Here is a 19876-nt window from a genome sequence, read left to right on the forward strand (position 1 = left end):
AATAGGATGACGCGTTGTGCTACTGCTTTGAACTGTCCTGCATTAACATTACTACACCAGCGAACTCCTTCATTACACGGCGATAGACATCTCGCTTAAAAGCAATAACTTGACGCACTGGATACCAAAAGCTTACCCAGCGCCAGCTGTCGAACTCTGGTGTACTGCTGTGTTGCATATTAATATCCGCTTCATGGCACATCAACTGCAGAAGAAACCACTTTTGTTTCTGGCCGATGCACACTGGATTTGTATCCCCACGCACCAAACGTTTTGGCAATTTGTAGCGTAACCAGTTACGGGTAGATGTAAGTATTTGTACATCTTTATGGCATAAACCCACTTCTTCGAACAGTTCACGATACATCGCTTGTTCAGCAGTTTCACCCAGATTAATACCCCCCTGAGGAAATTGCCAAGAGTGCTGCCCAAAGCGTCTGGCCCATAACACTTGTCCCTGCCTATTACAGATTACGATACCAACATTCGGGCGGTAGCCATTATCATCGATCACTAGACTACCTCAAAAAAACTAAATTTGAATGGCCTAATTGTTTCATACTACTTACAGGGGGTAAATACTGATGTATGGCAAGAATGTTGAATAAAACTTAAATAAATCCATAGTTGCTCTGATTCATGAAAATCAGCTTGATTATTAATTCATTTCATCAGTTTTTTTGATAGTTCTAAATAAAACACGGTAATTACTCTAACAAATTTTTGTGAGTTGGTAAGGATTAAAGCACATGGCACTAATGGCATTTTTACGATAAAATTTTTCATATCAAATAAAATTGAAATAGAAAGAACAAAAATACCTTTTATGGGTAGAGACCTTTAATGTTAGTAAATGTCCAGTAGATATAGGTTTCCCCTCGTGAAGTACATAAAAACCTGCTCATCAGCGAGCGAAAAGCTACCTTATCAATATAGATAACTTAATTTTAAATTTTCTTCATTATTGCCTTTACTTTGAGTTAATCCGGAATGACATTATACTAATGTGGTTATACAAGAAGAGATCAGTAGAACACTCCTCACAGATTATACACGATAGTACTACTCTGTTCTTTTGGTACAGATATGGAGATGCAGCAGAAATAGGGATATATAATTTTTACAACACAAGAATTCGCCATGATCCCTCTACAAGTACCACCTGAAAATGAATCAATATTGATAGCTCGCGCCCGTGCTTTAGCAGGCCTTCCTTTAGAAGCCCTAGCAAAGGGATTGACGATGCCGGCCGATCTTAAACGCGATAAAGGCTGGGTCGGCATATTACTGGAGCGCCACCTAGGTGCCAATGCTGGCAGCAAAGCAAAGCAAGATTTTGCGCATCTCGGCATTGAGCTTAAAACGATTCCGATTGACGCAAAAAAAGGTAAACCACTGGAGACCACCTTTGTATGTTTTGCACAGCTGACTGGTAACAGCGGTATTACTTGGGAAACTAGCTATGTGCGCCGCAAGCTAGCACGGGTACTCTGGATCCCAGTAGAAGGCGACCGTAACCTTCCAATAGCTCAGCGACACGTTGGCTCCCCGCTGTTTTGGAGCCCAAACAAAAAAGAGGAGCAGATGTTGCGTCAAGATTGGGAAGAACTGATGGATATGATTGTCCTAGGCCAAGTGAAAAGCATTACTGCCCACCATGGTTGTTGTCTACAGATAAGGCCAAAAGCGGCTAATAGCCGTGCTTTAACTAAAGGAGTTGGTGAACACGGAGAACCGATTATGACACTACCTCTTGGTTTTTATTTGAGAAAAAGCTTTACTGCCTCTCTTCTGGCGAGTCATTTTAATTTGTAACTTACTCGCTAATCTAGAAGCAGAAGCATGCTAAAATAGTATTTTTAATTTTCTTACAAAAATAAAAAAAACATTTAAGAGACATATCTTTAAAAAATTAACTATTTGTAATATACAGATTTTACATAATTTTTTTACATTTAATTATATGATTAAGATCATAATGAGACTGCAGCCGCGTGTTATTATAATTTTCCGGCGTACCCACTCCATGTTTTAGCGTTTAACTTCAGGAGATACTAAGTGCTCTTATCGGAGGTATTGATATGGATGTGGTAGTAATATAAATAGGCGTCTACTCAATGACGCTGCGTTTAAACGGTATGGTAAGTAGGAACAAAGCCCAGTGAGCTATCCTACCCGATAGTAATAATCCAGTTAAAAAAAGTAAGTTTAGTAGGGATGTAGTCATTATCTGACTAATTCTATAGTCCATTGTCTTATGGTATAAAATTAATATGAAAATCTCGAACAACGCCAGATTGCTTATTCCCGTTTTGATAATTTGCACACTGTACTACGTATGAAGACGACGATTTTTTTTGCGGAAAATTTTACCCACATACTTTCCAGTATGTACTTTATGCACAATGCCCAATCGTTGATGTATACACTGAGATTAATTGTGCATCACCACAGTCATTTATTCAAAATAATAAAAAGTCAATGTGTCATTCAATATAAACATTATCAAAAGAACATTCTAATGGAATGTTCTTTATAATTTACTAGCAGATTTCTTTTTTAAAAAGAAAAAGAAAAATATCTTTTATGAGTGTTTAAATGACTCTTTTAATTAAACAGTTACACTGTATTTTTAGATAAAAAATTTAATAAATTTAATATGAGAAAATTTACTTATAGATAATTTCATTAAATATTAAACAAGTTTTTTTAAAAAAACTATTTTAGTTCTATTTTTAAAGATAGATAGTACACTACCATTACCCTATTTCATCAAATAAAGGCTTTTATCTAAAATACTTCTAGGGCATAGTGGCCATTACATCAGAATTGTATGAAATAGTACCGCTTTATACAGTGCCTAATCATTATTAGCATGCTTATGTATCAAATACATAATTTCTAAGCCGCAGGAAAACTAAAGCCAGATAGAAAAAGTTTTTCCTTCCCTTGAAGGATTTTTTGAGTAAATACTTACTCTGGTATAATATATTGGTGCCGAAGGCCGGATTTGAACCGGCAAGTATTTCTACGGTTGATTTTGAGTCAACTGCGTTTACCGATTTCGCCACTTCGGCACGTGGGGAAATTCAGTTAATATACTATTAACTATTAATTATGCAACTGAAAATCACTAAATCTAGAAGATACAACTATTTTTCCCACTGTACATTTCGTGTATATCGCATCTTTATTCCCTTCTTTTATTATTCTCACAGAAAGGGAACGGGAGGGGAATGGTCGTTTCGTCCTCTCTTCAATGTTTCTACCTTCTTATTTTGCCCTATAAACTGAAATTTTCTAATTTCAAACCTCCACACATATCCACCACTAAAATTTTCTATATATCATATTCTCTTTAAAAGAAAATAAAGAAAAACAAAGTACAGGCTTACCTAAACATAATCAGAGTACGAAAAATAAGTTAATCCCAGTCTGAGTATGCTATACTTCCCTTAGGAAGGGATTCAACCATACTTCTGGCAGAAGTTAGTACGTTTTAAGTTAATTTCAAATTAAACTATGCTTAGTATCCTTGGCAGTCAAAAACTAAAAGAGAAAATAATAGTACACTGAATAACGGTAAAGACTAATAGCTTAACTTGTAAAACCCAGGTAATAAAAGGTGGATGAAAAGCTAAAAGCCAAAGCTTGTAAGGTACTACCGAAGATATGACAAAAACATATTTATGTATAGTGTGATATGGTGCGGATTTCAAGATAAGTTGTCTATCTTTCTCCCCTAAATCATCTGCTACTTTTATTTTATTCCCTGATTACCCCTGTTTTTTGATACTAGTTTTGAACGTCATTAGGCATTTCACATGAGTCTATTCTCTTGTAAAGTGCCTAGGCACATTTCCACCACCAATCTAACAGCGCTATAGTGAAGATTTACGCCAACAGGACAGAGCGCATGCAAGATATCAACATTTCGATTTACTTTGATCCTAATCTAATTTTTGCAATTGTACATCAACCAAATAACATCTATCTTAGCAAAAAATTCCAGTACGACGATGCGGTTATAGAAGAAATCTATCAGTGGCTCGAACAGTTTACTCCAAACCGTACTCATATTTGCCTACTTAAGCACGATACTGCTGATATCCTCGCCGACGAATTAGTGGATAACGGCTACTGCGTCCATCACGTCAGTACCCATCAACTGCTTGAGTGGTTTACCGCTACTCCCCCTGCTACACCGGATGGCTCACCAGTACGCGCATTACTGCGCTATCTAGAAGAGGAGAATCCAGAGCAATACGTCTCACGCACCCCACAGATTGAAACTCTCCTTAATCTATTCGATAATCTAGATGCGCTGGAAGCAGTAGAAGATTGTGACGATGAGGACAGTCTACCAAAAGATGTATTAAGACTGGTAAAGCAGAGAAAGATTTCTGCGCTTACCGGGGCTCAGAGCCTAATCCCAGCACTCAGTGAACGCATCCGTGAACATCTAATGCGTTATCCGGAATTAATGACACCCGAACTTATGGAAGATTTCTTCCCTGAGCTTCTAGAAGCGATAGATCGTCCCAAACACTAATCTTTATTTGCTATTTCTATACATAGCGCATGATTAGCCAACAAAAAATCATGCGTTGTAGGTCGCACTCAATCCAGATTTACCAGCATAATGATTCAATACTGATAAAATGAATGTAGGCTTATAAGAAGCTCCATGCTAAGAGTACTATACTAGTGCAGTTGTACGGTGCTTGCTAGTACAGCATCAAGATGTTCATATTTCCCGACATCAGCACCTAGTAGGTGCTGAAAGAATGAGTGCTGTATCCCCACTACAAGGGGATCATCCCTTACATACCTCTCCATCGCGGAGGAAGAGTGCTGATGGTGGTAACTGTAACTAATGCAAATATGGACATAAAGTAGTCATTGAAGATGCATTTCAAAACCAGACGGGAGCGCTGTTCTCCTAATCGGAGACTTAGTTTGAGTTTTAGGAAAAATATACGGTTGTGATATTCACTTAGGGGAAACTAATATTATCGATTTAAATACTAACATTAGCATCTTTCTTCTAGAATGACCCGGGTTTTCTAAAATTCTGGAAAAGGACGTGGTCTAGTAGATCTCGATCTAAACATTAAGACGTGCGAGGAAGCTAATTCTCAGAATGCACTGTATAGAGGAACTCTTATTTATTGCCCTTTAGAGAAATTGCAGAAGATGATAGTGCGTAAGAAATTTAGCACCATGCAACCAATATGGCATCAACGTCAGATCAGCTCTTAAACCTTCACCATCTACAGCATAAATTAACTATCATACAATGGGATTTTATCCATCATACAGATTTGTAGGATCAACCTAAAATATAGCATCTCAGCGTGGTTTGGAGTTATAGTACAAAGATGATACGGAGCTTGGTAGTCAAATACTCTAAATTCCACCAATTCCTGACGCGTATTAAGTCTTTTAGTATCATGAACTACAGTTCTTACGTGCAACCCTACTTCGCACGATGAAGAACTAGGAGTACAGGATATTTTTTTAGCTACTTAAGCTGAATTATCGATAATGATTTAAATTCATATAGTTACTTATTAAATAAGTGCCAATAAAGTAATCTTTATGGGAATGCTTTTTTAGCAATTACCACAGCTTTTAGCGCTATTTCTTTTAACATCGCTTAATTAGCACAAATACACTTATAATGAAAAATAAGGCACTGGGCATTATTGCTCCCAATATCGCAGGCATACCGTAAACTAGACTCAGTGGTCCAAAGATCTGGTCCAACACGTAGAATAGAAAGCCAAAGCTGATGCCAATTACTACACGCAATCCCATTGACACCCCTCGCAATGGCCCAAAGACAAAAGAAATTGCCATTAGCATCATCACTGTTACTGATAGCGGTTGAAAAATTTTATTCCACATATTAAGCCAATAAATATTTGACTCCTGGCCACTCTGCATTAGGTATTTGATGTAATTATAGAGGCCGAGAATCGATAGAGCAGCGGGATTAAGCATTACTACACTGAGCTTGTCTGGCGTAAGATTGGTTATCCACTCGTCTCTCAATATTACCGAACTAGTAATTTGCTCCGGATCATTGAGATTGGATGCATTGACCTGCACTAAATTCCAACGCTTGTTGTTCTGGTTCCAAGTAGCATGAGCAGCGTAACGTATGCTTTTTAGGCGATGATCATCACCGACATTGTAAATAATTAAGCCATCAAGATGATAGTTGCTATGCACTCGCTCTATATAAATGAAGTTATTACCGTCTTTCTCCCATATACCGTGCTGGGTCGAAATCAACTCGCCACCGTAAAGCTGATGTGCACGGTAGTTGCGTGCCAACTGCTCACCCCTAGGCGCGACAAACTCACCGATTGCCATGGTTAATAGCACTAGCGGAATTGCGGTTTTCATCACCGATATAGCCAATTGAATGCGTAGGAAGCCTACTGCCTGCATTACTACCAGCTCGCTGCGCTGTGCCAGAGTTCCCAGACCAAGTAGCGTGCCGAGCAATACTGCCATAGGGAAAAAAATCTCAATATCTTTTGGTATGCTTAGTAACGTGTAGTAACCGGCAGCCAGAGCGGTGTAGGTGCCTTGCCCAGTTTTACGTAACTGATCGACGAATTTAATGACGCCGGAGAGCGAGACCAGCATGAAGAGCGTTAATATAATAGTATTGAAAATAGTTTTTCCAATATAACGGTCAAGAATACGAAACATATCAGACAGAAAATATGTGGCTAAATTTTGCATATACGTAACGCATCAGCACGGTATCCCATAAGTTAAGCACTATGGCTAGCAACAAATAGCCGATATTAATCGCCCACATCCAGTATGCCGGATCGAGATGCCCTTTTGCCCCATTCAACTTTAGCGAACTCTGCACTAGAAAAAAAATTAGATAAAGTAGCATAGCAGGTAACATTGATAGTATGCGCTCTTGACGCAAGTTGACCGTGCTGAGTGGTAGCACAATAAGCGCCATTACCAGAACTGAGAAAATTAGCGTCAAGCGCCAATGAAACTCAGCACGAAACGCCGGTGTATTTTTGCTCAAAAGTGTAGTGAGATCAGACTTTTCGGCGTTATTCGGATCGTATATTATTTCTTTATGGCTTATGAGGGCCTGGTAGTTAGTGAAATCGGTGATACGAAAGTAACGCGACATTGCCGAGCCTTCAAAACGCGCACCTTGATACAAAGTAATAACTTGAAAACCATCTTTATTCCGTTCTATATGGCCGCTATCCGCCAGCACTACTGATGAACGTGCATTTCCTGTGGGATGAAGCTGTGCCAAGAAAACGTTGTTGAAGTGTCTACCCTTGACGTTTTCAATGAACAGTACTGTGTTACCATCGTCAGAAGTCTGAAACTGGCCGGGCGCCAGCATAGTTGCGCTAGCATTAGCTTTTACGTTTTGCATCACCTCATCCTGATAACGCGAGGACCAAGGCACCAGCCAAATAACATTGACCATAGCCACGATAGAAGTCAAGAAAATTAACAAAATCGCTGCTTTCATCAACATACTCTTACCCAAACCACAAGCGTGCATCACGGTGATTTCGCTTTCAGTATAAAGCTTACCTAATGTCATTAACATTGCCAGGAATAGGCTTAACGGCAAGATAAGTTGTGCCATTTCAGGCACTCTTAACCCCAACAGGGTTATAATAAGATTTGTTGGAATTTCTCTGTCCACCGCAGCCCCTAAAATTCGCACTATCTTTTGGCAAGAAAAGATAAGCAAGAGGATGAAAAGGATGGCCAGTTGGCTTTTGAGTGTTTCCCGCACTAGATATCTGATGATGATCATGTTTAGTATACTTGTAATAAGTTGTCTTTTTGCAGAAAAATAGCTATTTTCAATACTTATTGGTTCCTTTCTACATCAGTAGCTCTTGTAGTGACTAAAATGGTATAGCAAAATGTGTCGCCCGAGGGGCAACCTTATACGTTATACGTTGCTATTATTAAAATTAATACTAAAGCTGATTAACAGAAAATTTAACCTATGAGTAATAGGCGGACTATCCTAGCAACAGCTGAGGTTGTTGTCTGAAAAATTCAGGAGAGTGCATGGAGTTCAGTATAAAAAGCGGCAGCCCGGAAAAACAGCGTAGTGCTTGCATTGTTGTAGGTGTTTTTGAGCCGCGTCGTTTGTCACCTATCGCAGAGCAGTTAGATAAGATCAGTGATGGTTATATTAGTGCACTGCTACGCCGTGGCGAGCTGGAAGGAAAGGTAGGCCAAGCACTACTGCTTCATCATGTACCCAATATTCTTTCTGAACGCATTTTACTGATTGGATGCGGGAAAGAACGGGAACTAGATGAACGTCAGTATAAACAGGTAATTCAGAAAACTATCAATACATTGAATGATACTGGGTCTATGGAAGCAATCTGTTTCCTGACTGAGCTGCATGTGAAAAGCCGTAATATTTACTGGAAAGTTCGTCAGGCGGTTGAGACCTCAAAAGAGGCTTGTTATAATTTTGATGAGCTAAAAAGTAATAAGACTGAGCCGCGGCGTCCGATGCGAAAACTTGTGTTTAATGTGCCAACGCGCCGCGAGCTAACTAGCGGTGAACGCGCCATCCAGCACGGTCTAGCAATCTCTTCCGGTGTGAAGGTTGCAAAAGATCTTAGTAATATGCCGCCGAATATCTGTAACGCGCATTACCTTTCCCTACAAGCGAGCAAGCTGGCTAAAGTCTTTAGCAACAAAGTCACCGCAAGTGTTATCAACGAACAGCAAATGAAAGAGCTTGGCATGAACGCGTACCTTGCCGTAAGTGCTGGTTCGCAAAACGATGCTCTAATGTCAGTCATTGAGTATAAAGGTAATCCAGATCCTGAAGTACGCCCCATTGTATTAGTGGGTAAAGGTCTCACGTTCGATTCAGGCGGAATTTCCATTAAGCATGCCGAATCTATGGATGAAATGAAATACGACATGTGCGGTGCGGCATCGGTCTACGGCGTGATGTGTATAGTGGCTGAGCTGAATCTACCACTTAATGTAGTAGGCGTGCTGGCAGGCTGTGAAAATATGCCGGATGGTAGCTCCATGCGTCCCGGTGATATCCTGACCACTATGTCGGGCCAAACTGTAGAAGTGTTGAACACTGATGCAGAAGGCCGTTTGGTGCTGTGCGATACGCTTACTTATGTTGAACGCTTTGAACCCGAAGTAGTAATTGACGTGGCGACACTAACTGGGGCATGCGTGATCGCACTAGGCCATCATATCAGTGGCCTGTTGTCCAATCATAACCCTCTGGTGCATGAGCTAATCATCGCTTCTGAACAATCTAGTGACCGTGCTTGGCGTTTGCCTATGGGGGATGAGTACCAAGAACAGCTGGAATCTAACTTCGCCGATATTGCGAATGTCGGCGGCCGTCCCGGCGGTGTTATTACTGCAGCTTGTTTCTTGTCGCGTTTCACACGCAAATATAACTGGGCGCACTTAGATATCGCTGGTACTGCTTGGCGTTCCGGTACAGCAAAAGGCGCCACTGGTCGTCCAGTGCCAATGCTATCCCAGTTCCTTCTAAACCGCGCTGGTATGAACTATGACGACTGAGTGTGGTCATAGTGTACCGCCCCTTGAGAATTAGTACGCATACGGTAGATTGCTGTAAAATGCCACCTATCGGCTCTTCCTTTTTATAGGAAGAGCCGTCACGAACCTGAGCTAGTAATATCTTCACTCTTGTTCATAAGGCATTCTCATGAAACATGCAACCTTTTACTTAATGGAATCAAATTTGCACAACAAGGCACTGAGCGCGATTGAGACTCTGGTATGCTATTTAGCGGCAACGCACTGGCGGGCAGGTAAAAGTATTCTAATCGCCTGTGAAACCGAACAGCAAGCTATTCGTTTAGACGAGGCATTGTGGCAAAATCCAGCTAACTCTTTTATACCTCACAATCTAGCAGGAGAAGGAGAAGGTCCACGCTATGGCGCACCGGTAGAACTCTCCTGGCTGCAATATCGCAGTAACTTGCCTCGCGATCTACTCATAAACCTCCTGCTATACTTTACAAATTTTTCTACTGACTTTAATGAAGTAATAGATTTCGTACCTTACAAAGAGTGCCAAAAACAGCTAGCGCGTGATCGGTATAAAGCTTATCGCAGCGTTGGTTTTCAACTGAATATGGCTAAACCGCCGCAAACGATGTGATAGTAATGGAAAAAACATACAATCCACAAGATATCGAGCAACCTCTTTACGAGCACTGGGAAGCACAAGGCTATTTTAAACCTCACGGAGACACTAACCAAGAAAGTTTCTGCATCATGCTTCCACCGCCGAACGTCACCGGCAGCCTACATATGGGACACGCTTTCCAGCAAACCATTATGGATATCATGATTCGCTACCAGCGAATGCAAGGTAAAAACACACTATGGCAAGTAGGGACTGATCATGCCGGCATAGCCACCCAAATGGTGGTAGAGCGCAAAATCGCCTCCGAAGAGGGCAAATCTCGTAAAGATTATAGCCGTGATGCCTTTATCGAAAAAATTTGGCAGTGGAAAGAAAAATTCGGTGGTACCATTACTTACCAAATGCGCAGGCTTGGTAACTCCGTGGACTGGGAGCGTGAACGCTTTACCATGGATAAGGGAATTTCCAATGCAGTAAAAGAGGTTTTCATCCGTCTCTATGAAGATAATCTGATTTACCGCGGTAAACGCCTAGTGAATTGGGATCCGAAATTATGCACTGCAATCTCCGATCTTGAAGTGGAAAACCGCGAAATCAAAGGATCAATGTGGTATATCCGTTATCCGTTGGCAAACGGCGTAAAAACAGCCGAAGGTAATAATTATTTAGTTATTGCTACGACGCGCCCAGAAACCCTCATAGGCGATACCGGCGTGGCAGTCAACCCTGCCGATCCTCGCTACAAAGACTTAATCGGAAAACAAGTCATCCTACCACTGGTTAACCGTCGAATCCCAATTGTGGGCGATGCACACGCTGATATGGGAAAAGGCACTGGCTGTGTAAAAATTACTCCAGCACATGATTTTAACGACTATGAAGTGGGTCGTCGTCATAAGCTGCCCATGGTTAATATTCTCACTTTTAACGGTTCTATCCGTGAACGAGCCGAAGTCTATGATACCAACGGTAAAGTCAGTGATACCTATTCAGACAAGATTCCAGAGCAGTTTCAGAAGATGGAGCGCTTTTCCGCGCGCGAGGCGATAGTCACTGCCGTTGATGAGCTAGGTCTGCTAGACGATATCAAACCACACGATCTAACCGTTCCTTACAGTGATAGAGGGTGTGTGGTAATAGAGCCAATGCTGACTGATCAGTGGTACGTGCGCACAGCGCCGCTAGCGAAAGTTGCGGTCAATGCTGTGAAAAACGACGAGATCCAATTTGTATCGAAGCAGTATAAAAAAATGTACTTCTCTTGGATGCGCGATATTCAAGACTGGTGTATCTCTCGCCAGCTCTGTTGGGGCCACCGCATTCCAGCATGGTACGATAATGAGGGAAGGGTCTACGTTGGCCGAAGCGAAGAGGAAATACGCAACAAGAATAATTTGGGTGCGCACATAGTGTTGCGCCAAGACGACGATGTGCTCGATACTTGGTTCTCTTCTAGCCTATGGACCTTCTCTACACTCGGATGGCCGGAAGAAAATACCGAGGCACTGCATCAATTCCATCCAACCAACGTACTAGTGAGTGGATTTGATATCATATTTTTCTGGATTGCTCGCATGATTATGTTAACCATGCATTTCATCAAAGATGATAGAGGCAGGTCGCAGATACCGTTTAAAACCGTTTATGTAACTGGTCTAATCCGCGATGAAGAAGGTCATAAAATGTCGAAATCCAAGGGGAATGTCATTGATCCCCTGGATGTAATTGAGGGTATTTCGCTGGAAGATTTACTGAAAAAACGCACTAGTAATATGATGCAGCCACAGTTAGCAGAGAAGATCCGTAAACGCACTAAGAAGCATTTTCCAGAAGGGATAGAGCCATCAGGTACCGATGCATTGCGTTTTACATTAGCAGCACTTGCTTCAACTAGTCGTGATATCAATTGGGATATGAAGCGCCTCGAAGGTTACCGTAACTTCTGCAATAAGCTATGGAATGCTAGTCGTTTTGTGCTGATTCACACTGAAGCTCAGGATTGCGGCCAGAAAGGCGGTCAAATCATTCCATCACTAGCTGATCGCTGGATCCTTGCCAAATTCAATAACACAGTGAAGGGTTACCGTGAGGCATTGGATAGTTATCGTTTTGACATAGCCGCTAATTTACTTTACGACTTTACGTGGAATCAGTTCTGTGACTGGTACCTTGAAATGACTAAGCAGGTAATAAAAAACGGTAGCGAAATAGAATTACTCAGTACACGCAATACTCTGGTAACGTTGTTAGAAGCGTTGCTACGCCTTGCCCATCCGGTTATTCCGTTTATAACTGAAACTATCTGGCAACGTGTGAAAGTGCTGAAAAATATAACTACTGATACTATCATGCTACAGCCTTTCCCACAGTTCGAAGTGGATAAAGAAGATGTAGAAGCGATAGAGAATATTGAGTGGATGAAGCAAACAATTGTCGCAGTCCGTAATATAAGAGCCGAAATGAATATTCCGCTGAACAAGCCGCTTCACGTTTTTCTGCGCAACTGTTCGTTGGTGACAGTGCGTCGTGTAGAAGAGAATCGCAATTTTTTATCGCACTTGGCGCATCTTGATCATTTGACTATTTTGCAGACTGGTAAAAAGAGTCCACCTTCTGTGACTAAAATTATCGAAGGTGCTGAATTATTAATTCCGATGGCAGGACTAGTAGATAAAACAGCGGAGCTGGAACGTTTGGCAAAAGAGTTTAGTAAGGTCGACGTTGCAATAAAGAAAACTCAGGTCAAGCTTGCTAACAAAGTCTTTGTAGACCGTGCACCAAAAGCAGTGGTGACAAAAGAACGCATGCGATTGGATAAGTTGGAAACATTAAAATCAAAAATCATTGAACAACAGTTAATGATTAAGACGTTGTAAACGTCTTAATCTGAAAGATTAAACAACCAAAGCCTGGATTAATAAATTTCATTTGTGTAGTAGTGAAAACAAATTTGTAATATCTCTCATCCTCCTAAGGACTATTGTTCGTTCACAATTTATTATGTATTACAGTTTATTTAAAGTTTTTATGGTAAATGGAAACTTGAAGCAGATTAACCCTTAATAGTAGTGCTGATGCTAAGAGGTGAACAACACGTTTGTTGATAAATATTACGGATTAGGCAAGTAACGTTCTGCGTTGAGTTACCGTGCTTTGAGTGTACAAACTAGATTGTCAGTGAGCCATAACATCTAATTTTTTGTTTTATGCGCCTCATCAATTCCGAACATATCTTATCAGAAAAATAAAAATGACAAATGAATTCAAGTGAATAGTACATGATTCACTTTTTATCAAGGTGGATAAATTAAAGACGGAGAACATAGAAAATAAAAGTAGCGTACAACTATTATCTATCACTTCCTTCTGAAAGATTATATTAGACTTTTTAAAATAGAGTCTTCAGATGTATGGAAGAGTATCTGACGTTTTGGGTTAATCAGTTACTTAACTCGAGCGTAAATTTTTTAACTTTTAACGCTCATTCACTAAGAACATTGAGGTATACACCTATTTTAATTTTATCTTAGTTACATCGTAATCCAGCTTTCAACACCTCGAAAATTTTTTTTTAGTAACCATAATTGTTATAAAAGAAATACTATTTAATAGTAAAGGCGTATTAGGATTAATACTGGCTTCCAGCAAATCATTAATAATCAGTCGTTCTTTTTCAGGTACTCTTCCGACTATGGCACTGATTCATTTCAATATTCGGCAATAAATAAGATGATTCTACACGTTTGTAGTTAACTTCCATTAAAAATGGAAAGTTTTTTTATTAGTATTGAAAATAAATCTTCGTATTTTAATATGAATTAAAATTCAAAGAAACCTAATCTACTGGAGCATATTCATGATGAGTCCATTGTTTCAACGACACTTCCTTCGGCTTCTAGATTTTACACCGACTGACATTATTTACCTGCTTGACCTCGCTGCTGAATTAAAGATAGCTAAAAAAAAAGGTAAGGAGACCCAGCGCTTAAAAGGTAAAAATATTGCGCTCGTTTTCGAAAAAAAATCAACCCGCACGCGATGCTCTTTTGAAGTTGCCGCATACGATCAAGGAGCTAACGTTACCTATCTTGGTTCAAGCGGCAGCCAGACTAGCTATAAAGAGTCTATAAAAGATACCGCACGGGTACTTGGTCGAATATATGACGGTATCCAATACCGCGGTTATGGACAAGTACTAGTAGAGACGCTAGCGAAATTTGCCGGTGTTCCGGTATGGAACGGACTTACTACTGAGTTTCATCCCACTCAGATACTTGCGGATCTCATGACCATAAAGGAGCATCTGCCAAGAAAAGATTTTAGTGAAATAACACTTGTCTACGTTGGCGATACGCGCAACAATATTGGCAACAGCATGATGGAAGCTGCAGTAATCACTGGTCTAGAACTACGTCTAGTCTCTCCTAAAAGTTTCTGGCCGAAACAAGCGATAGTCGAGCAGTTCCGACAAGTAGCTCAGAATACTGGTGGTCAGATTATTCTGACAGAAGATATCGCTGAAGGTGTCATGGGTGCAGATTTTATCTACACCGACGTGTGGGTTTCTATGGGTGAAGATAAAGCGGCGTGGAAAAACCGTATAGCGCTTCTACGCAACTACCAGGTAAACCAAGCGATGTTACTACTAACCAGTAACCCAGAGGTAAAATTCATGCACTGCCTGCCTGCTTTTCATGACGCCCAGACGACATTAGGTCGCCAGATAGTTGAACAATATGGTCTGCACGACGGTATAGAAGTAAGCAACGAAGTATTTGAATCAGAACACAGCATTGTGTTCGATCAGGCGGAAAATCGCATGCACACTATTAAGGCGGTAATGTTGGCAACGCTCAATCAAGGGTAAACTGTATTGTAAAATTTGTAACCTTTTTACCCTTGATGCAAATTACCAGACGCATATATTGCGTCGCAATTTGCCTGGAGGGCAGCATGCAGCAACATGGTCTACATGTCAAAACAAAAGTTATGCCTGAACATATGCGGCTATCATACCTCTTTCCATCATTAATTAATGGATCGTCAAAAAGCTCCTTACCTCTCCTTACCTTAAGTAGAGTATTTTTTTGTCCGAAATTCGGCAGCTCATAGGAGCAATCTATGGTTAATCCATTATATAAAAAGCATATTATTTCTATAAATGATCTCGATCGAGACGAATTGGAGCGTGTGCTGTATACAGCAGCACAGCTGAAAGCCAACCCCCAGCCGGAGTTGCTGAAGCATAAGGTAATTGCAAGCTGCTTTTTTGAGGCCTCAACACGTACGCGCCTATCATTTGAAACCGCTATTCACCGCCTAGGAGCTTCAGTAGTGGGATTTGCCGATAGTAGCAACACCTCGCTTAGTAAAAAGGGCGAAACTTTAGCTGATACTATTTCTGTGATCGGTACTTACGTTGATACCATTGTTATGAGACATTCGCAAGAAGGCACAGCGCGACTTGCCACTGAATTTTCCGGTGGCGTACCAATATTAAATGCAGGCGATGGAGCAAACCAGCATCCCACGCAAACTCTGCTGGATCTTTTTACTATTCGTGAAACACAGAGCCGCTTGGATAATTTAAGTATCGCTATGATTGGCGACCTAAAATATGGCCGCACAGTACACTCTCTGGCGCAAGCATTAGCGAAATTCGACGGTAATCGCTTCTACTTCATTGCTCCTAACACGCTATCAATGCCTGCCTACATTACCGATATGCTAGATGAGCATGGTATAGTTTGGTCACACCACAATAGCATAGAAGCAGTAATTCCGCATGCAGATATCCTTTATATGACCCGTGTACAGAAAGAGCGTCTAGATCCATCAGAGTATGCCAACGTTAAAGCACAATTTATCCTACATGTAGAAGATCTAGTAGGTGCACGTAATAACATGAAGGTGCTACATCCTCTACCACGCGTTGATGAGATCGCTATTGAAGTAGATAAAACCCCTTATGCCTGGTATTTTCAGCAGGCCAGCAACGGCATTTTTGCACGACAGGCTCTTTTAGCGTTAGTACTTAACAGCGAATTGAATCTGTAAGGAGTAAATTATTTCTATGACTCACGACAATAAACTGCAGGTAGAAGCAATTAAGCGTGGCACAGTCATTGACCATGTTCCAGCACAGATTGGGTTTAAGTTGTTATCGTTATTTCGCTTTACTGAAACTGACCAGCGCATTACCATTGGTCTTAATCTTCCGTCCGATAAAATATTTCGTAAGGATTTGATCAAAATTGAAAATACCTTCTTAACTGATGATCAAATTAACCAGTTAGCAGTCTATGCACCGCACGCTACGGTCAACCGCATTTACGATTATGAAGTGGTAGCAAAGATCGCTCCTGCTCTACCCGATTGCATCGAGCGTGTCCTGAGCTGCCCGAATAGCAATTGCATCAGTTGTAATGAACCGGTCTTCTCCAGTTTTACAGTGAAAAAGCGAGCCAAAGAAGTTATACTCACTTGTAAATATTGTGAGAAAGCCTTTGCACACTACGTAGTACTCAGTAATTGGTAACCACATCCTAAATTAATAATAAGGCAGTTTTTTTAAACAACAGAGATAATAAGTGGCTACTGCTTTAGTCATAAGGAATAGATATGTATCGAGAAATTAATACAGCAAAAGCGCCTGCTGCGATCGGTCCCTATGTTCAGGGTATAAATTTAGGTAAGATAGTCATTACCTCTGGCTAGATTCCTATTAATCCGACAACCGGCACGGTAGCGGACGATATCTCTGTTCAGGTACGTCAATCACTAGAAAATGTAAGAGCGATCGTTGAAGCCGCTGGTTTGCAAGTAAGCGATATTATCAAAACTACAGTCTTCGTTAAAGATCTCAATGATTTTAATATCATAAATGCTACTTATGAGTCTTTTTTTATTGAGCATAACGCTAGCTTCCCGGCACGTTCCTGTGTGGAAGTAGCGCGTCTTCCAAAAGATGCAAAAATTGAGATCGAAGCGATAGCGCTGCGCGGTTAATAATTTGGTGCATACATGATGTTTGTCATCAGATGCCAGGCAAGAGGAAAGCATCTACACATTCAGACGTTATAATATGCACCAGATCTCTTTCTTCTTCTACTTAACTTGAAGGATTTTGTTGAACGCAACTAATAAATACTACTTTACTGCACCAACATCTTATAACTCTACTCAATTTTCTCCTTCTGCAGTTGCCTAGTCATTTAGCCAGACGTCGAACTCTTTTTCCCAGCGTCTTAATGAAGAATGGGCTGCTACGTTTAAAAAAGTTACAAGCAAGATTGTTCTCCTGTTATGGGGCAAAGTAAATTATCGCTCTTCTCGCTGCCAAAAGATCTTTTTGCCGAACCCTAGCGAGTTATCAGTCATCTTGATTTTATCCAGCCGTATCTCCCATAGAGGCGCAGAAACTTTATGGGCCACTGAAAAATATTTTTGATAGAGTCTGCGTACTTGCTCTTCGGTATCACCTTTTAACGATACGATAGTCCCGCTATATTGTATCCCCTTAATTAACAGTACCGTTTTCGGTTGGCTGTTTACCGTACCCGCCACCTGTGAATTAGATTGTAGTAAAATCCCGTGACGTGTATGGTGTTCTGTCATTAGCCAGAACACCATACGTACTTCACCAAAGATATAGAAACAGTTGGCACACCAAAGGTCACTGGCAGAGTGACAGCAAAGAGAAAGAACATGCTGTTTTTTCAAGTAACGTACTAGATGGCCATGATTAGACAAACCTTTTTTACTCCGTGCAAAGACTACCAAATAGCGGCGGTGTTGCAGGTACATTAACGCTATTTAGCATTGTAATAATAGCTTAACAAATGTTTAATACATTTATTGTATAGCTAATAATCATCAAAACTCGCGACGATGTAATGTAGCTACACCTTCTTCCCGATGCGGACCACGCCCCCTGCAGTTGTTGCTGCCACGATATTCACTACTGAAATTACGGCCACTACTACGACGCGTACTGCGTGAATCGCTGTGCAGTTGAGCGTCTCCTAGTAACTGCATATTCATCGGTTTATTGAGAATACGGGTACGAGTGAAGTGCTGCAGAATCTCATTTGGCATACTTTTCGGTAGTTCGATTGTTGAATGGGTACCGAACAGCTTGATATTACCGATGTAACGACTATTAATATCTCCTTCGTTAGCTATAGCACCGACAATATGACGTACTTCAACACCGTCATCACGACCTACTTCAATACGGTAAAGCTCCATTTCTCTCACATTGCGTCTTTCACGGCGTGAGCGGTCGCTATCGCGGTTGCCACGGCGGTCATCGTCACGACGCTGTAAACACGGAGTATCTAAAGGTAAGATGAGTGGTCGCTCACCCTGCGCCATTTTCAGTAATACTGCGGCAAGAGTCTCCATATCTAGGTCATTGTGAGGAGAGATTTTTTCTAGTAGTGCTCGATACTGATCGATATCACTGCTTTCCAGTTGCTTCTGTACACGTCCGGCGAATTTTTCCAAACGACGGGCATTCAATATTTCCGTATTTGGCAGTTCTACTTTCGGTATGGTTAGATTCATGGTGCGCTCTATATTACGTAGCAATCGACGTTCACGGTTCTCAACAAACAGAATCGCACGTCCAGCACGTCCAGCGCGTCCAGTACGTCCGATGCGGTGGACGTAAGACTCAGCATCCAGCGGAATGTCGTAATTTACTACTAAGCTGATACGCTCAACGTCTAAGCCACGTGCTGCAACGTCGGTAGCGATCAGAATATCTAGGCGGCCATCCTTTAGACGTTCCAAAGTCTGCTCGCGCAACGCCTGGTTCATATCGCCATTTAACGCGGCAACACTGTAGCCGTTGCGCTCTAGTGCTTCAGCGACTTCTAATGTAGCATTTTTAGTACGAACGAATATGATCACTGCTTCAAATTCTTCCGCTTCAAGGAAGCGAACTAGCGCATCGTTTTTACGTCCGTATACCATCCAGTAAGATTGGCTAATATCTGGGCGTGTCGTGATATTAGACTGAATACGAACTTCCTCTAAATCTTTCATAAAACGCTTCGTGATGCGCCTAATAGCTTCTGGCATGGTTGCAGAAAATAGTACAGTCTGATGACCTTCTGGAATCTGAGCCATGATAGTTTCAACATCTTCGATGAAGCCCATACGCAGCATTTCATCAGCTTCGTCCAATACCAGACTACATAAGTGAGAAAGGTCCAGTGTACCTCGTTTCAGGTGATCGAGTAGACGCCCTGGGGTCCCTACGACAATTTGCGGGCCCTGACGTAGCGCACGTAACTGGACGTCATACCGCTGTCCGCCGTATAGGGCAACAACATTGATACCACTCATATGTTTAGAAAATTCAGTCATCGCTTCTGCTACCTGAATCGCTAGCTCACGGGTTGGTGCCAGCACCAGGATCTGCGGTACGTGAAGACAAGGATTAACATTATTTAATAATGGTAGAGAGAATGCCGCAGTTTTACCACTACCGGTCTGCGCCATACCCAGCACATTGCGGCCCGCCAGTAGATGAGGAATACACTCTGCTTGGATCGGGGACGGCTGAACATAGCCCATGCCGTTTAGTGATTCAAGGATGTCTGTGTTCAAGCTCAGATCAGCAAAAGTGATTTTTATATCAGTCATTTATTACACGTATCTCTTATTATT

General features: G+C 41.3%; 13 protein-coding genes, 1 tRNA gene and 1 pseudogene. 9 read left to right on the plus strand and 6 right to left on the minus strand.

Annotation, left to right across the window (positions count from 1 at the left end; translation table 11 throughout):
• Nucleotides 1-19: 19 nt before the first annotated feature.
• Nucleotides 20-514 (minus strand): RNA pyrophosphohydrolase, encoded by a 495-nt coding sequence (gene rppH, locus FD729_RS01300; RefSeq protein WP_159931488.1) that lies wholly within the window; start codon nt 512-514, stop codon nt 20-22.
• A 626-nt stretch (nt 515-1140) separates the two neighbouring features.
• Between rppH and mutH the strand changes: the two genes are divergently transcribed.
• Nucleotides 1141-1815: a DNA mismatch repair endonuclease MutH gene (gene mutH, locus FD729_RS01305; RefSeq protein WP_159931489.1), complete on the plus strand. Its 675-nt coding sequence runs from the start codon at nt 1141-1143 to the stop codon at nt 1813-1815.
• 1177 nt (nt 1816-2992) lie between these two features.
• Here the strand turns inward: mutH and FD729_RS01310 are convergent.
• Nucleotides 2993-3077 (minus strand) — tRNA-Leu (locus FD729_RS01310).
• Between the two features lie 839 nt (nt 3078-3916).
• Here FD729_RS01310 and FD729_RS01315 point away from each other — a divergent pair.
• Nucleotides 3917-4552, plus strand: coding sequence for a hypothetical protein (locus FD729_RS01315; RefSeq protein ID WP_159931490.1), 636 nt, complete (start codon nt 3917-3919; stop codon nt 4550-4552).
• A gap of 1097 nt (nt 4553-5649) precedes the next feature.
• Here the strand turns inward: FD729_RS01315 and lptG are convergent.
• Nucleotides 5650-6726 (minus strand): LPS export ABC transporter permease LptG, encoded by a 1077-nt coding sequence (lptG, locus tag FD729_RS01320; RefSeq protein WP_159931607.1) that lies wholly within the window; start codon nt 6724-6726, stop codon nt 5650-5652.
• Nucleotide 6727: 1 nt separating this feature from the next.
• The gene (lptF, locus tag FD729_RS01325) at nt 6728-7828 is read right to left on the minus strand and encodes an LPS export ABC transporter permease LptF (protein WP_159931491.1); all 1101 of its coding nucleotides are present in this window, start codon (nt 7826-7828) and stop codon (nt 6728-6730) included.
• Nucleotides 7829-8091: 263 nt separating this feature from the next.
• Between lptF and pepA the strand changes: the two genes are divergently transcribed.
• The 7 genes and pseudogenes from pepA (at nt 8092) to FD729_RS01360 (ending at nt 17206) form a co-directional block, all read left to right on the plus strand.
• Nucleotides 8092-9603 (plus strand): leucyl aminopeptidase, encoded by a 1512-nt coding sequence (gene pepA / locus FD729_RS01330; protein WP_159931492.1) that lies wholly within the window; start codon nt 8092-8094, stop codon nt 9601-9603.
• 148 nt (nt 9604-9751) lie between these two features.
• Entirely contained in the window at nt 9752-10210 is a 459-nt protein-coding gene (locus FD729_RS01335; protein ID WP_159931493.1) for a DNA polymerase III subunit chi, read from the plus strand.
• Between the two features lie 5 nt (nt 10211-10215).
• A complete protein-coding gene (locus FD729_RS01340; RefSeq protein WP_159931494.1) occupies nt 10216-13074 on the plus strand; it encodes a valine--tRNA ligase in 2859 nt (952 codons plus the stop codon).
• 983 nt (nt 13075-14057) lie between these two features.
• Entirely contained in the window at nt 14058-15065 is a 1008-nt protein-coding gene (argF, locus tag FD729_RS01345; RefSeq protein WP_159931608.1) for an ornithine carbamoyltransferase, read from the plus strand.
• A 254-nt stretch (nt 15066-15319) separates the two neighbouring features.
• Nucleotides 15320-16255, plus strand: a complete 936-nt coding sequence (gene pyrB, locus FD729_RS01350; RefSeq protein WP_159931495.1) for an aspartate carbamoyltransferase — start codon at nt 15320-15322, stop codon at nt 16253-16255.
• A 16-nt stretch (nt 16256-16271) separates the two neighbouring features.
• A complete protein-coding gene (gene pyrI / locus FD729_RS01355) occupies nt 16272-16736 on the plus strand; it encodes an aspartate carbamoyltransferase regulatory subunit (RefSeq protein ID WP_159931496.1) in 465 nt (154 codons plus the stop codon).
• 83 nt (nt 16737-16819) lie between these two features.
• Nucleotides 16820-17206 (plus strand): annotated as a pseudogene (locus tag FD729_RS01360) (Rid family detoxifying hydrolase).
• Nucleotides 17207-17518: 312 nt separating this feature from the next.
• On the opposite strand, the gene FD729_RS01365 reads toward FD729_RS01360, so the two are convergent.
• Together FD729_RS01365 and FD729_RS01370 are read right to left on the minus strand one after the other, a co-directional pair.
• Complete coding sequence (locus FD729_RS01365) at nt 17519-17950, minus strand: YhbP family protein (RefSeq protein ID WP_159931497.1); 432 nt, start codon at nt 17948-17950, stop codon at nt 17519-17521.
• Nucleotides 17951-18073: 123 nt separating this feature from the next.
• Nucleotides 18074-19852, minus strand: a complete 1779-nt coding sequence (locus FD729_RS01370; RefSeq protein ID WP_159931498.1) for a DEAD/DEAH family ATP-dependent RNA helicase — start codon at nt 19850-19852, stop codon at nt 18074-18076.
• Between the last annotated feature and the right edge of the window lie 24 nt (nt 19853-19876).

The sequence above is a fragment of the Pantoea sp. Nvir genome (assembly GCF_009829915.1).
Taxonomy (GTDB): Bacteria; Pseudomonadota; Gammaproteobacteria; order Enterobacterales; family Enterobacteriaceae; genus Pantoea.

Coding starts and splice junctions, on each gene's coding strand:
- lptF (WP_159931491.1), bottom strand. CDS start 7,828: ATGATCATCATCAGATATCTAGTGCGGGAAACACTCAAAAGCCAACTG.
- pyrI (WP_159931496.1), top strand. CDS start 16,272: ATGACTCACGACAATAAACTGCAGGTAGAAGCAATTAAGCGTGGCACA.
- mutH (WP_159931489.1), top strand. CDS start 1,141: ATGATCCCTCTACAAGTACCACCTGAAAATGAATCAATATTGATAGCT.
- pepA (WP_159931492.1), top strand. CDS start 8,092: ATGGAGTTCAGTATAAAAAGCGGCAGCCCGGAAAAACAGCGTAGTGCT.
- pyrB (WP_159931495.1), top strand. CDS start 15,320: ATGGTTAATCCATTATATAAAAAGCATATTATTTCTATAAATGATCTC.
- FD729_RS01315 (WP_159931490.1), top strand. CDS start 3,917: ATGCAAGATATCAACATTTCGATTTACTTTGATCCTAATCTAATTTTT.
- FD729_RS01335 (WP_159931493.1), top strand. CDS start 9,752: ATGAAACATGCAACCTTTTACTTAATGGAATCAAATTTGCACAACAAG.
- argF (WP_159931608.1), top strand. CDS start 14,058: ATGAGTCCATTGTTTCAACGACACTTCCTTCGGCTTCTAGATTTTACA.
- FD729_RS01370 (WP_159931498.1), bottom strand. CDS start 19,852: ATGACTGATATAAAAATCACTTTTGCTGATCTGAGCTTGAACACAGAC.
- lptG (WP_159931607.1), bottom strand. CDS start 6,726: ATGTTTCGTATTCTTGACCGTTATATTGGAAAAACTATTTTCAATACT.
- FD729_RS01340 (WP_159931494.1), top strand. CDS start 10,216: ATGGAAAAAACATACAATCCACAAGATATCGAGCAACCTCTTTACGAG.